The organism is Micromonospora sp. LOL_025, from assembly GCF_048060285.1.
Taxonomy (GTDB): Bacteria; Actinomycetota; Actinomycetes; order Mycobacteriales; family Micromonosporaceae; genus Micromonospora.
Map to the genome: position 1 here is coordinate 99,757 of NZ_JBHMIR010000001.1, position 12,578 is coordinate 112,334.

At 73.2% G+C, this 12,578-nt stretch carries 13 protein-coding genes; 9 read left to right on the forward strand and 4 right to left on the reverse strand.

The features are described from left to right. Positions 1–48 precede the first annotated feature (48 nt). Positions 49–807 carry an SDR family oxidoreductase gene (locus ACFHW0_RS00455; protein ID WP_416604683.1) on the forward strand — a complete coding sequence of 253 codons (759 nt, stop codon included), beginning with the start codon at positions 49–51 and terminating at the stop codon, positions 805–807. Positions 808–814: 7 nt separating this feature from the next. On the opposite strand, the gene ACFHW0_RS00460 is transcribed toward ACFHW0_RS00455, so the two are convergent. Together ACFHW0_RS00460 and uvrB are read right to left on the reverse strand one after the other, a co-directional pair. Continuing rightward, entirely contained in the window at positions 815–1,675 is an 861-nt protein-coding gene (locus ACFHW0_RS00460; RefSeq protein ID WP_416604684.1) for a helix-turn-helix domain-containing protein, read from the reverse strand. Positions 1,676–1,814: 139 nt separating this feature from the next. Next, positions 1,815–3,923: an excinuclease ABC subunit UvrB gene (uvrB, locus tag ACFHW0_RS00465; RefSeq protein ID WP_416604686.1), complete on the reverse strand. Its 2,109-nt coding sequence runs from the start codon at positions 3,921–3,923 to the stop codon at positions 1,815–1,817. A gap of 299 nt (positions 3,924–4,222) precedes the next feature. Here uvrB and ACFHW0_RS00470 point away from each other — a divergent pair, with 299 nt between their 5' ends. After that, positions 4,223–5,680: a hypothetical protein gene (locus ACFHW0_RS00470; protein ID WP_416604688.1), complete on the forward strand. Its 1,458-nt coding sequence runs from the start codon at positions 4,223–4,225 to the stop codon at positions 5,678–5,680. A gap of 4 nt (positions 5,681–5,684) precedes the next feature. Here ACFHW0_RS00470 and coaE read toward each other — a convergent pair whose 3' ends face one another. Continuing rightward, positions 5,685–6,866: a dephospho-CoA kinase gene (gene coaE, locus ACFHW0_RS00475; protein WP_416604689.1), complete on the reverse strand. Its 1,182-nt coding sequence runs from the start codon at positions 6,864–6,866 to the stop codon at positions 5,685–5,687. A 107-nt stretch (positions 6,867–6,973) separates the two neighbouring features. On the opposite strand from coaE, the gene ACFHW0_RS00480 reads away from it, so the two are divergent. Together ACFHW0_RS00480 and ACFHW0_RS00485 are read left to right on the forward strand one after the other, a co-directional pair. Then, positions 6,974–7,498 carry a PadR family transcriptional regulator gene (locus ACFHW0_RS00480; protein WP_416604690.1) on the forward strand — a complete coding sequence of 175 codons (525 nt, stop codon included), beginning with the start codon at positions 6,974–6,976 and terminating at the stop codon, positions 7,496–7,498. Continuing rightward, positions 7,491–8,120 (forward strand): GyrI-like domain-containing protein, encoded by a 630-nt coding sequence (locus ACFHW0_RS00485; protein ID WP_416604692.1) that lies wholly within the window; start codon positions 7,491–7,493, stop codon positions 8,118–8,120. The genes ACFHW0_RS00480 and ACFHW0_RS00485 overlap by 8 nt, the downstream gene beginning before the upstream one ends. A gap of 104 nt (positions 8,121–8,224) precedes the next feature. Here ACFHW0_RS00485 and rpsA read toward each other — a convergent pair whose 3' ends face one another. Then, positions 8,225–9,820: a 30S ribosomal protein S1 gene (rpsA, locus tag ACFHW0_RS00490; protein ID WP_088999324.1), complete on the reverse strand. Its 1,596-nt coding sequence runs from the start codon at positions 9,818–9,820 to the stop codon at positions 8,225–8,227. 296 nt (positions 9,821–10,116) lie between these two features. Between rpsA and ACFHW0_RS00495 the strand changes: the two genes are divergently transcribed. From ACFHW0_RS00495 to ACFHW0_RS00515, 5 genes are read left to right on the forward strand one after another with little or no spacing between them, the layout of a single operon-like run. Continuing rightward, positions 10,117–10,980, forward strand: coding sequence for a class I SAM-dependent methyltransferase (locus ACFHW0_RS00495; RefSeq protein ID WP_416604693.1), 864 nt, complete (start codon positions 10,117–10,119; stop codon positions 10,978–10,980). Further along, positions 10,977–11,126 (forward strand): hypothetical protein, encoded by a 150-nt coding sequence (locus ACFHW0_RS00500; RefSeq protein ID WP_416604694.1) that lies wholly within the window; start codon positions 10,977–10,979, stop codon positions 11,124–11,126. The genes ACFHW0_RS00495 and ACFHW0_RS00500 overlap by 4 nt, the downstream gene beginning before the upstream one ends. Positions 11,127–11,173: 47 nt before the next feature. Beyond that, on the forward strand, positions 11,174–11,395 hold the full coding sequence (locus tag ACFHW0_RS00505; RefSeq protein ID WP_121400637.1) for a DUF2945 domain-containing protein: 222 nt from the start codon (positions 11,174–11,176) through the stop codon (positions 11,393–11,395). After that, on the forward strand, positions 11,382–11,732 hold the full coding sequence (locus ACFHW0_RS00510; RefSeq protein WP_101411732.1) for a DUF3140 domain-containing protein: 351 nt from the start codon (positions 11,382–11,384) through the stop codon (positions 11,730–11,732). The genes ACFHW0_RS00505 and ACFHW0_RS00510 overlap by 14 nt, the downstream gene beginning before the upstream one ends. A gap of 50 nt (positions 11,733–11,782) precedes the next feature. Beyond that, complete coding sequence (locus ACFHW0_RS00515; RefSeq protein ID WP_416604696.1) at positions 11,783–12,532, forward strand: SDR family NAD(P)-dependent oxidoreductase; 750 nt, start codon at positions 11,783–11,785, stop codon at positions 12,530–12,532. Positions 12,533–12,578: the final 46 nt, after the last annotated feature.

A 12,578-nucleotide genomic window follows, 5' to 3' on the forward strand; every position in this document is an offset into this window, starting at 1 on the left:
GGAGATATCCGCTGGCCTCCGGGCGCCGACGCCGGTTGACTGGCTCCCATGACGCAGCGGGTGGCCCTCGTGACGGGCGTGAGGCGTCGGATCGGCATCGGCGCGGCGGTCGCCCGCACACTCGCCGCGGACGGCTGGCGACTGCTGCTCACCGGCCTGCCGGAGTTCGACGACGCCCAGCCCTACGGCGGCGATCCCGAGGGCGTGCCGGCCCTGCTGGGCGAGCTGGGCGACGCCGGACACGTCCGCGCCGACCTGCTCGACCCGGCCGCGCCCGCCGGCCTGGTCGCCGAGGCGCTACGCCGGCACGGCCGGCTCGACGCGGTGGTCGCCGTGCACGCCTACTGCACCGACACGCCGTTCGGCACGCTGGATCCGGCCGAGATCGACCGGCACCTGCTGGTCAACGTGCGGGCCACACTGCTGCTCGCCGAAGCGTTCGCCGAAGCGTTCACCGCTGGATCGGGTGGCCGGCTGGTGCTCTTCTCCACCGGCCAGCGCCTCGGCCCGATGCCGCGGACCCTCGCCTACGCGGTCAGCAAGGCGGCGGTGGAGAACGCGACCTTCCAGCTCTCCCCGCTGCTGATGCCACGGGGCATCACCGTCAACTGCGTCCACCCGGGCCCGACGGACACCGGATACGCCTCGCCCGAGGCGTACGCCGAGGTCGCCAAGCTCTTTCCGAGCGGACGCTGGGGCACGCCGCAGGACGCCGCGCGGCTGGTGCGGTTCCTCTGCTCGTCCGACGCCGACTGGATCACCGGCCAGGTGATCGACTCGGAGGGCGGCTTCCGCCGCCACCTGTGAGCCTGGCTCAGTCGGCGGCGAGCCGGCTCAGCGCCGCGACCGTCTCCTCCGGGCCGAGGGCCGCGTCCAGCAGCCAGCCGGTGAGCTGCTCGTAGCGGTCGACGTCGGCGAGCGTCACCAGCCGCACGTCGGTGGTCAGCGCCTCCAGCATCACCGTGCGCGGGTCGGCCGGGTCGGGGAACGAGTAGCAGGAGTAGGGCGTGAGCGGCTGCGCCCCGCCCCGCGCGGAGACACCCCGGGGCAGCAGCCGGATCGTCACGTGCGGCAGGGCGGCCAGCTCGACCAGGTGACGCAACTGCTCCCGCCACACCTGCGGCGGGGTGTCGCCGGCCTCGCAGGCCGCCTCGGCGAGCAGCGCCGTGTAGCGGGGCGGGTCCGTCCGCCGCAGCACCTCGTGCCGCAGCCCCCGGGCGCGCACGTCGGCCTCCACGTCGAGGGCCGGGTCGAGCAGCCGGCCGGCGGCGATCCGCAGCCGGGCGTACGCCGGGGTCTGGAGCAGCCCCGGCACGACGGCGGGCTGCCAGTCCACGATGCTCGCCGCCCCGGCCTCCAACTCGGCGTAGGTGCGCTGCCGCTCGCCCATCTCCCCCAGCGCCTTCCACCAGCCCCGGCTGGTGGCGGCGTCGCGGGCGATGACGATGAGCGCGTCGCGCTGCGGCGGCGGCACCTCGTAGACGTCGAGCAGGTCGAGCACGTCGGCCAGGTCCGGCCGGCTCTGCCCCAGCTCGATGCGGGACAGCTTCGAGGTCGAGGCCCAACCGAGCCGGTCACAGACCTGTTCCAGGGTCAGTGCCTCCCGTCGTCGCAGCTGACGCAGCTCGGCGCCCAGCCGGGCGCGACGAATGACCGGACTCGTTGGCAACGGCATCCCCAGCCTCCCCACCGAGGGAGAGTACGCAGGACGATCACTGAGCGCAATAGCTTGCTCGCGTACCGCAATCAGCCGCCCGATCGCCGCCTGGCGCGGCCGGCCACCGCCGCCCAGGTGGGGCGCGGGACCGGGCCGCTCACTTCACCCCGGCCGCGTCCATGCCCCGCAGCTCCTTCTTGAGGTCGGCGACCTCGTCGCGGATCCGGGCGGCCAGCTCGAACTGGAGCTCCCGGGCCGCCGCCAGCATCTGGTCGTTGAGCTCCTGGATGAGCTGGGCCAGCTCGGCCCGGGCCATCCCCTCCCGCGCGGGCCCGGCGCCGCCGGTCCGGCTGCGGCTGCGGGTCTCCTTGACCGGCGCCTTGCCCCGCGAGAGCTGCCGTACGGCCCCGCCGACGCGGCTGTTCTCGGTGTCCTCCGCCTCGCGGTAGATGTCGTCGAGGATGTCGTGGATCTTCTTGCGCAGCGGCTCGGGACTGATGCCGTGCGCCTCGTTGTGCGCGATCTGCTTGTCCCGCCGCCGGTTGGTCTCCCCGATCGCCTCGGCCATCGACGGAGTGATCTTGTCGGCGTACATGTGCACCTGACCGGAGACGTTCCGCGCCGCCCGGCCGATGGTCTGGATCAACGACCGGCCGCTGCGCAGGAAGCCCTCCTTGTCGGCGTCGAGGATGGCGACCAGCGACACCTCCGGCAGGTCGAGGCCCTCCCGGAGCAGGTTGATGCCGACCAGCACGTCGTAGTCGCCCTTGCGCAGCTCCCGCAGCAGCTCCACGCGGCGCAGCGTGTCGACCTCGGAGTGCAGGTAGCGCACCCGGATGCCGTTCTCCAGGAGGTAGTCGGACAGGTCCTCGGCCATCTTCTTGGTCAGCGTGGTGACCAGCACCCGCTCGTCGCGCTCGGTGCGCAGCTTGATCTCGTGCATGAGGTCGTCGATCTGGCCCTTGGTGGGCTTGACGACGACCTCCGGGTCGATCAGACCGGTGGGCCGGATCACCTGCTCGACGAACTCGCCCTGGGCCTGCTCCAGCTCCCACGGGCCGGGCGTCGCGGAGAGGAAGACCATCTGGCCCACCCGCTCCAGGAACTCGTCGAAGCGCAGCGGCCGGTTGTCGGCGGCGCTGGGCAGCCGGAAGCCGTGGTCGATCAGCATCCGCTTGCGGGACGCGTCGCCCTCGTACATCCCGCCGATCTGCGGGATGGTCACGTGCGACTCGTCGACGACGGTGAGGAAGTCGTCGGGGAAGTAGTCGAGCAGGCAGTGCGGCGGACTGCCCGGCAGCCGGCCGTCCATGTGCATCGAGTAGTTCTCGATGCCCGAGCAGAAGCCGACCTGGCGCATCATCTCGATGTCGTAGGTGGTGCGCATCCGCAGCCGCTGCGCCTCCAGCAGCTTGCCCTGCCGCTCCAGCTCGGCCAGCCGCTCGGCCAGCTCGGCCTCGATGTCGCGGATCGCCCGCTCCATCCGCTCCGGCCCGGCCGCGTAGTGGGTGGCCGGGAAGATGACCAGCCCGTCGACCTCCTTGACCACGTCGCCGGTGAGGGGGTTGAGGTAGTAGAGCTTCTCCACCTCGTCGCCGAAGAGCTCGATCCGGACGGCCAGCTCCTCGTAGGCCGGGATGATCTCCAGCGTGTCGCCGCGGACCCGGAAGGTGCCCCGGTTGAAGGCCATGTCGTTGCGCGAGTACTGGATGTCGACCAGCCGGCGCAGCAGCTGGTCACGGTCCAGCTCCTGCCCGACCGCGACCCGCACCGCGCGGTCGAGGTATTCCTCCGGGGTGCCCAGGCCGTAGATCGCCGAGACGGTGGCCACCACGATCACGTCGCGGCGGGTGAGCAGCGACATGGTCGCCGAGTGCCGCAGCCGCTCGACCTCCTCGTTGATCGAGGAGTCCTTCTCGATGTAGGTGTCGGTCTGCGGGATGTAGGCCTCGGGCTGGTAGTAGTCGTAGTAGGAGACGAAGTATTCGACCGCGTTGTGCGGCAGCAGCTCGCTGAACTCCTTGGCCAGCTGCGCGCAGAGCGTCTTGTTGGGCGCGAGCACCAGCGTCGGCCGTTGCACCCGCTCGATCAGCCACGCGGTGGTGGCGCTCTTGCCGGTGCCGGTCGCGCCGAGCAGCACGGTGTTGCGGTCGCCGCGCCGGACCCGACGCTCCAGCTCCTCGATCGCCGCCGGCTGGTCGCCGGCGGGCTGGAACTCGCTGATGACCTGGAAACGGCCGTCGAGCCGGGGAATGTCGAGCGCCATGACCCCAACGGTACGCCGGGGGTCCGACACCGCGGCGCGACTACGCCCGGTCCGTGATCGGCTTCGATATTCGCATTGTGTGGCGCATCTCACCGGACTACGCTCTCCGTGTAGGCCGCTCGCGGCGGCCGTCCGGGCAGGTGGCCAGGCCGTCACGGCCGGCCCGCCCCCGGCACAGGGGTCGCAGCACCCGGCACTCCCGGCGTGCGCACCCGACGTGGTCGCGCGTGAGGCGCTGACCGGCCGCCGCGAGCGCCCCTGCTCGTCACCCCACGGGGGCGAATCCCGTTCAACCTCCCGTGGAGACCTCCGCCGCCCGTACCGGCCCGCCGCACCCGCCGCAGGGCCCTCCGGCGCACGACGACGCGCACACCGGGGGCATCCCACGGGTGGTGACCGGCCGTCGGCGCACCGTCCTGCTGGTGCTCGCGGCCGTGGCCGTGCTCTCGGCCGCCGCGCTGGCCGTGGGGCTGGCGAGTTGGACGCCCGAGCGGCCGGAGCAGCCGAGGGCGCTGACGGGCGACGAGCGCGAGCGACTGGCCGCGATGCGGGTCACCAACTACCGGGACCTGCGGGCCGGGGTACGCGTGACGGCGGGCACCGGCGCGGCGCGTACCGAACTGGTCGGCTGGGTCGACTGGTCCCGGTCGCTGGTCTACCTCGACGTCGGCGGGCCCGGCGCGGGCGCCGAGCGCGGGCTGCTCCAGGCCACCCCGACGTTGGTCCTGCTGCGCCCCGACCCGACGGCGGTGCCGACCCCCGCGCCGCCCCCGCTGGTGCCGCCGACGGACCGCTGGCGGCTGCACGACCCGCCCGCCGGGCAGGGGCTGGCCGCCGTGCTCGACCTGCTCTTCCGCCTCGCCTCGGACCGCCCGGAGCCGCCGGCCGACGCCGCGCGCCGGGTCGGTGGGGCCACGGTCGGGGCGGCGCCGGTCGACATCCTCCAGGCACCACCGCCCGGTCCCGGCGCCGCGACCCCCGCGCCGGGCGGGCTCCCCCGTTACTGGCTCGACCACGACGCGCGGCTGCACCGGCTGGAGACCGGGCTGGCCGGCGTCGGACCGGTGACCGTGCAGCTGAACCGGAGCGACCGGCCCACGCTGCGGCCGGTCGACGCCCTCGGCGGCCGCCCCGGGCAGCCCCGTGCCCTGACCAGCGCCGAGCGGGGCCGGCTGGACCGGTTGCCCGGCCGGCTCCGCGCCCATGGCGGTGCCGCCGTGACCCTGACCGCGCCCGTCGCCGCCGCCACGAACCTGCGCGGATCCGGCTGGGTGAGCTGGAGCGGACGGGCCGCGTACGTCGCCGTCGCCGACCTCGGCGTGCCGGAGCGCCGGACGCTGCTGCGCGTCGACGGCACCGGCGTGCGCCGGGCGGAGGTGCCGGCCGCGACGGTCCCGGGCACCGTGGAGTCGCCCGGCCGGCCGCCGTTGCCGCCGCCCGCGCGGGGCTGGCGCGCCGACCCGCGGCGCGCGGGCGACCTGGGTCTGCTGCTCGACGCGGCGCTGCGGGCCACCGGATCGTCCGGCGGGCGGGGCGCCGCCCTGCGGGTACGCGGCGACACCGTCGCCGGCAAGAGCGTCGACGTGGTCGAGCTGCGCACGTCCCGAGGCGTGCTGCGCTACTGGATCGACCGGTCCGGCGCGCTGCGCCGCCTGGAGCTGCGCACCCGTACCGGCGCCTGGGCCCAGCTCGACCTGACGCCCACCACGGTGCCCCCGCTCGTCGCGCCGCCCCGCCCCCCTGCCGGGGGGCGCTGACCGGTCAGGGACGCCAGCCGGTCTGCGCCGCCCACTGCTCGGCGCGCAGGTGCTCCTCGTCGAACCACGGGTCCTTGGCGGTGGTCCAGGTGGCGCTGTCCGGGACGGAGGCCGCCAGCTCCCGCTTCAGCACCAGGTAGGCCGCCCGCTGGTCCGGGTCGGCACGCAGGTGGTCGCGCATCAGCAGCGCGTACCGCCAGCCGGGCGAGTCGACCGGGCGGACGTGCAGGTGCACGGGGCGGCCCGGGTCGGCGCTGCCGTGCAGCCGCTTCTCCCACCGGCCGCTGCCGGGCGGGCGGGGGTTGTCCCACCACTCGCCGGGCAGGCGCGGGAAGCCGGCCGCCGCGAGCCGTTCGGCCAGCGGGCCGTCCGCGTCGGCGAGGGTCGGGACGGTGAGCTGGATGTCGATCACGTCCTTGGCGGCGAGCCCCGGGACCGCGGTCGAGCCGATGTGGTCGATGCGCGGGTCGGCGGGGGCGACCGCGTGCCGGATCCGGGCGGCCAGCCGCGCGTACTGCTGCGGCCAGGTCGGGTCGGCCTCCGCCAGGGTGACGCGGTCCGACCGGGCCGGCCGCCGCTCGCGCAGGTTCGCCTCGTAGGGCCGCAGCCGCTCGCGCCACAGCGCGTCGACGGCCGCGTGCAGGTCGTCGAGGCTGCCGTCGTTGGTCAGCAGCACGTCCGCCGCGGCCCGGCGCCGGGCGTCGTCGGCCTGCGCAGCGATCCGCCGCTCGGCCTCCGCCCGGTCCATCCCCCGGTCGCGGGCCAGCCGCGCCAACCGGGTGGCCACCTCCGTCCGCACCACGACCACCAGGTGGTACGTGGGCGCGAGCCCCACCTCCACCAGCAACGGCACGTCGTTGACCACGATCGCGTCGGGTGCCGCCGCGGCGGCCAGCTCGGCGGAGCGGGCCCGTACGCGGGGATGGGTGATCGCCTCCAGCCGGCGGCGCGCCGTCTCGTCGGCGAACACCAGCGCGCCCAGCGCCGCCCGGTCGAGGGCGCCGTCGGCGTCGAGGACCCGCTCGGAGAAGGCCGCGACGATCTCGGCCAGCCCTTCCGTGCCCGGCGCGACCACCTCCCGGGCGATCCGGTCGGAGTCGATCACCACGGCGCCGCACTCGGCCAGTCGCCTCGCCACGGCGCTCTTGCCGGACCCGATTCCCCCGGTCAGTCCCACCTTCAGCACGGCACCAGTCAACCGGATCACCGCCGCGCCGCCGGCAGCGGGGGCACCCCCGGACGGGGTTCCCGGGGGGACGTTCCACGGCCATATCCCAGTACTAGGATAGGACCGTGGAGCTGACCGCCGCCGAGCTGACCGTGCTGGGCCTGGTCATCGAACGGCCCCGGCACGGCTACGACCTGGAGCAGGTGATCGCGCGACGCGGCATCCGGCAGTGGTCCGACATCGGGTTCTCCTCGATCTACTACCTGCTCACCAAGCTGGAGAAGCGCGGCCTGGTCCACGTTCCCGAGGCTCCCGCCGCCCCGAAGTCCCGCCGCGTGTTCCACGCCACCGCAGAGGGCCGGACGGCCGCGGCGCGCACCGCGCTGGCCCTCATCGAGGAACCGCAGCCGGTCCGGCACCCGCTTCTCGCCGGCATCGCCAACCTGCCCCTGCTCTCCGACCGGCAGTACGCGCAGGCGCTGCGCACCCGGCTGGCGCGGGTCGAGGCCCGCATCGAGTCGGTCCGGATGGCGCAGCAGGCGCGGGCCCCCCTCCCGCACCCGGCGCGGGAGGTCTTCTCTTACTCACTGAGCCTCCTGGAGGCAGAAAGGCAGTGGCTCACCGCCCGGGCCCAGGTGCCTGATGACTGACAAGACCGACTTCAAGAAGACCCTCGACGCCTATCAGGCCAGACGCGGCCGGTTCCGGATCCTGGACGTGCCCGACACGCGGTACCTCATGGTCGACGGCCACGGCGACCCGAACGCCTCACCGGCGTTCACCGGCGCCGTCGAGGCCCTCTACCCGGTGGCCTACAAGCTCAAGTTCGCCAGCAGGCGGGACCTCGGCCGGGACTACGTCGTCCCGCCCCTGGAGGGCCTGTGGTGGGCCGAGGACATGGACTCCTTCACCGCCCGACGCGACAAGGCACGGTGGGACTGGACGCTCATGATCATGGTCCCGGACTGGATCGACCAGGACGTTTTCACCGCCGCCGTGGAGCAGGCCGGGGTCAGGAACCGCCCGGCGCGCCTCGACGACATCCGCCTGGGGACGCTGTCCGAGGGGCGGTGCGTGCAGACGCTGCACGTCGGTTCCTTCGACGACGAGGCCGAGGTGCTGGCGCGACTGCACGGTGAGTTCGTCCCGGGCAACGGGCTGCGGCTGGTGGGCAGGCACCACGAGATCTACCTCAGCGACTTCCGCAGGGTCGCACCCGAGAGGCAACGCACCATCCTGAGGCAGCCGGTCGCCGCCGCGTCGGGTGCGTAGGCGAGACGACGACACCCGCGGCGCCGGGCCGACGAGGAAAGACGGGAGCCCCGCCCCCGGCGATCTCGCGATCGCGGGGACGGGGCCCGTCGTCGTTCAGCGGGTCACTTGCCGCCGGCGAGCTTCTCCCGCAGAGCGGCGAGCGCCTCGTCGGTGGCCAGGGTGCCGGCCGGCTCCTCGGCCTGGCGGCTCGGGGCCGCGCTGGTCGAGGTGGTGGTGCCACCACCGGTGACGGCCGGAGCCGGGTTGGCAGCGGCCTCGGCGTCGGCGGCCCGGGAGGTCTGCACCTGCTTGGTGTGGGCCTCCCAGCGCTGACGCGCCTCGGCGTACTGGTTCTCCCAGGTCTCGCGCTGCTTGTCGTACCCCTCGAGCCACTCGCCCGTCTCCGGGTCGAAGCCCTCCGGGTAGATGTAGTTGCCCTCGGCGTCGTAGGTCGCGGCCATGCCGTAGAGGGTCGGGTCGAAGTGCTCCTCGCCCTCGACGAAGCCCTCGTTGGCCTGCTTGAGCGACAGCGAGATCCGGCGGCGCTCCAGGTCGATGTCGATGACCTTGACCATGACCTCGGAGCCGACCTGGACGACCTGCTCCGGGATCTCCACGTGGCGCTCGGCCAGCTCGGAGATGTGGACCAGGCCCTCGATGCCGTCGTCCACCCGGACGAAGGCGCCGAACGGCACCAGCTTGGTGACCTTACCCGGCACGATCTGCTGGATCGCGTGGGTGCGGGCGAACTGACGCCACGGGTCCTCCTGCGTCGCCTTCAGCGACAGCGAGACCCGCTCGCGGTCCAGGTCGACGTCCAGGACCTCGACCTCGACCTCCTGGCCCACCTCGACGACCTCGGACGGGTGGTCGATGTGCTTCCAGGACAGCTCGGAGACGTGCACGAGGCCGTCCACGCCGCCCAGGTCGACGAACGCGCCGAAGTTGACGATCGAGGACACGACGCCCTTGCGGACCTGGCCCTTCTGGAGCTTGTTGAGGAACTCCGTGCGCACCTCGGACTGCGTCTGCTCCAGCCAGGCCCGGCGGGACAGGACCACGTTGTTGCGGTTCTTGTCCAGCTCGATGATCTTGGCTTCGAGCTCGCGCCCGACGTACGGCTGCAGGTCGCGCACCCGACGCATCTCGACCAGGGAGGCGGGCAGGAAGCCCCGCAGCCCGATGTCGAGGATGAGGCCGCCCTTGACCACCTCGATGACCGAACCGCGGACGACGCCGTCCTCGTCCTTGATCTTCTCGATGGTGCCCCAGGCCCGCTCGTACTGCGCCCGCTTCTTCGAGAGGATCAGACGACCCTCCTTGTCCTCCTTCTGGAGGACCAGGGCCTCGATGTGGTCACCTACCGAAACGACCTCGGCCGGGTCCACGTCGTGCTTGATCGACAACTCCCGAGAGGGGATGACACCCTCGGTCTTGTAGCCGATGTCGAGCAGGACCTCGTCCCGATCGACCTTGACGACGGTGCCTTCGACAATGTCGCCGTCGTTGAAGTACTTGATGGTCTCGTCGATCGCGGCGAGGAAAGCCTCCTCGGAACCGAGATCGTCGTGGGTGACCCGGGTGGCGCTCGAGGGGGCCTCGATGCTGCTCGTCATGTGGGCGGTTGCTCCGGTCGGATGGTGTGTCACAGCAGGCTGGTGTGTCGCGGTGACCTGTTCGCGCCAGCGGATCCGTCGCCGGGCACACCGAAAGATCATCGCGTGAGATCATGGATGTGGCTCCGCCAGTGGTCCCGGAGACCGCGCACCTGCTCCCTGCCGAGGCACACGATCCGCGAGCGCATCATCTAGCCTACCCGCTGCATTACCACAGCGTGCAAGGCCTCCCGTCCTCTCGCCGCCTCGTCAGCTGCGAAAGCGGAGATATCGGCAGGAAGGCGTCGCAGGTGTCGCGTCCGTCACAGGAGCATCAGGGTGAACGGTAGCGCCGGGCGCCGCGCCACGCACTGCGGGGGTAGGCCGGCCCGCGGGGCCGCCGGGGCTAGCGTGAGCGCGTGGATGACGACAGCCGGGTGACCCGGCGCCGGGTCGGCAACGCCGAGGCCCGCCGGGCGAACCGCCGCTGGTGGGACGCCGACGCCGACGACTACCAGGCCGAACACGGCCGCTTCCTCGGCGACCTGGACTTCGTCTGGTGCCCGGAGGGCGTGCGGGAGGCCGACGTACGGCTGCTGGGCGACCTCGCCGGACGGCGGGTGCTGGAACTCGGCTGCGGGGCCGCCGCCGCCGCGCGGTGGCTCGCCACCCAGGGTGCCCGGCCGGTCGCCCTGGACCTGTCCGCCGGGATGCTGCGGCACGCGGCGCTGGCGGCCGGACGCACCGGCGTACGCGTGCCGCTGGTGCAGGCCGACGCGCTGGCGCTGCCCTTCGCCGACGCCGCGTTCGACACGGCGTGCACGGCGTTCGGGGCGGTCCCGTTCGTGGCCGACTCGGCGGCGGTCATGCGCGAGGTGTTCCGGGTGCTGCGCCCCGGCGGCCGGTGGGTGTTCTCGGTGACCCACCCGATGCGGTGGATCTTCCTCGACGATCCCGGCGAGGGCGGGCTGACCGCCGTGCACTCGTACTTCGACCGCTCCCCCTACGTGGAGCAGGACGAGGCCGGCGACGCCACCTACGTCGAGCAGCACCGCACGCTCGGCGACCGGATCCGCGAGCTCGTGGGCGCCGGGTTTCACCTGCTCGACCTCGTGGAGCCGGAGTGGCCCGAGGGGCACGAGGGGATCTGGGGGCAGTGGAGCCCGCTGCGCGGTCGGTTGTTCCCCGGTACCGCCATCTTCGTCGCCGAGAAACCCGCCCGCGCGAGCCGGCCAGTCGGTGCGACGTCCGAGGCGGGCCGCGGGGTTACGCTGAGCCGGTGAGCGCCGAGCCGATCGCGACACCACCTGGCCCATGGTGTCCCGACCCGATCCGGCAGCAGCGTGGCGATCGGCTCGGGCCGGACGGTGAGCGACAGTACGAACTGGTCGCCGACGGCGCGGAGCTGATCGCCGACATCACGCCGTAGCCCGCGGGTCGTCGTTTCGGCCCGTCGACGCCGGGTACCCGCGCGGCATGGCCGAGCAGAGCGAGTTCCGCAGAGGCGACCACGTCTCCTGGGCCAGCCACAGCGGCCGGGCGTACGGCGTGGTCAAGGAGAAGATCACCGAACGCACGCACGTACGCGGGCACGCCGTGAACGCGTCCCCGGACGACCCGCAGTACCGGATCCGCAACGACGACTCGGGGCGGGACGTCGCGCACCGACCGGAGGTGCTGCGCCATGAGCAGGGGTGACGAGGGCCGTGACACCTACCGGGAGTTCACCGAGGCGGTGAACATGAAGCCGGCCGAGCTGTCGAAGTGGCTGGAGACCGACGAGTCGAAGCAGGTCGGCTGGCACAAGGGCGGGCGCTCCGGCGGCGGCGAGTCGGTCGGGCACGAGTCCGGTCGGAAGATCATCAACCTGCTGCGGCGCAAGCGTGCCGAGCTCTCCGAGGGCGACTACCGGCACATGCGCAAGGTCGTCGGCTACGTCCGCCGGCACATGGCGCAGCGCCCCTCCGGCGATGTCCGCGACACGAAGTGGCGCTGGTCGCTGATGAACTGGGGCCACGACCCCCTGAAGCGCTGAGCCCGCCCGCTTGACCCTGTCACTGGCGGTAGGGTCCGACGATCCGCGCCATGAGTCGAGCGCAACGCAGGATCGTCGTCGTCACCGGTGCGGGTACCGGAATCGGACGGGTCACCGCCCGTGAGTTCAGCGCCCAGGGCGCGCACGTCGTCGCGGTGGGGCGACGGGCCGCGCCCCTGGCGGAGACCGCCGCCGGTCACCCCGGCATCGAACCGCTGGTCGCCGACGTCACCGCTCCCGGCGCCGCGGAGCTGATCGTCGGCGCCGCCACCGAGCGGCACGGCCGCCTCGACGTCCTGGTCAACAACGCGGGCGTCGCCGGTGGCGGTCCGCTCGGTTCCCTCGTCGCGGACACGGTCGAGCGCCACCTGGCGACGAACCTGGTCGCGCCGATCCAGCTCGCCCGGGCGGCGGTGCCGGCGTTGACCGACAGCCGGGGCGTCATCGTCAACGTCACCACGTCGGTCGGGTCACGCGCCTGGCCGGGCAGTTCGCTCTACGCGGCGGGAAAGTCCGCCCTGGACTCGCTGACCCGCAGCTGGGCGGTGGAACTCGCGCCGCACGGGATCAGGGTGGTGGCGGTCGCGCCCGGCGCCGTCGACACCCCGATCGGCGCACACCAGGGGCTGACGCCGCAGCAGCAGGCCGATCTCCGCCGGTGGCAGGTGGAGCGGACGCCGCTGGGACGCATCGGGCGCCCCGAGGAGGTGGCCTGGGCGATCCTGCGCCTCGCCGACCCGGCGGCGGGCTTCGTCACCGGCGTCGTGCTGCCGGTGGACGGTGGCGCCGTGATCGCGTGACGGCACCGCCGGCCGCCTGGTAGAAGTGCGGCGCCACTGTCGGTCT

Coding starts and splice junctions, on each gene's coding strand:
- uvrB (WP_416604686.1), bottom strand. CDS start 3,923: ATGGCGCTCGACATTCCCCGGCTCGACGGCCGTTTCCAGGTCATCAGC.
- rpsA (WP_088999324.1), bottom strand. CDS start 9,820: ATGATCTTTCGGTGTGCCCGGCGACGGATCCGCTGGCGCGAACAGGTC.
- ACFHW0_RS00485 (WP_416604692.1), top strand. CDS start 7,491: ATGACTGACAAGACCGACTTCAAGAAGACCCTCGACGCCTATCAGGCC.
- ACFHW0_RS00455 (WP_416604683.1), top strand. CDS start 49: ATGACGCAGCGGGTGGCCCTCGTGACGGGCGTGAGGCGTCGGATCGGC.
- ACFHW0_RS00505 (WP_121400637.1), top strand. CDS start 11,174: ATGGCCGAGCAGAGCGAGTTCCGCAGAGGCGACCACGTCTCCTGGGCC.
- ACFHW0_RS00515 (WP_416604696.1), top strand. CDS start 11,783: ATGAGTCGAGCGCAACGCAGGATCGTCGTCGTCACCGGTGCGGGTACC.
- ACFHW0_RS00460 (WP_416604684.1), bottom strand. CDS start 1,675: ATGCCGTTGCCAACGAGTCCGGTCATTCGTCGCGCCCGGCTGGGCGCC.
- ACFHW0_RS00510 (WP_101411732.1), top strand. CDS start 11,382: ATGAGCAGGGGTGACGAGGGCCGTGACACCTACCGGGAGTTCACCGAG.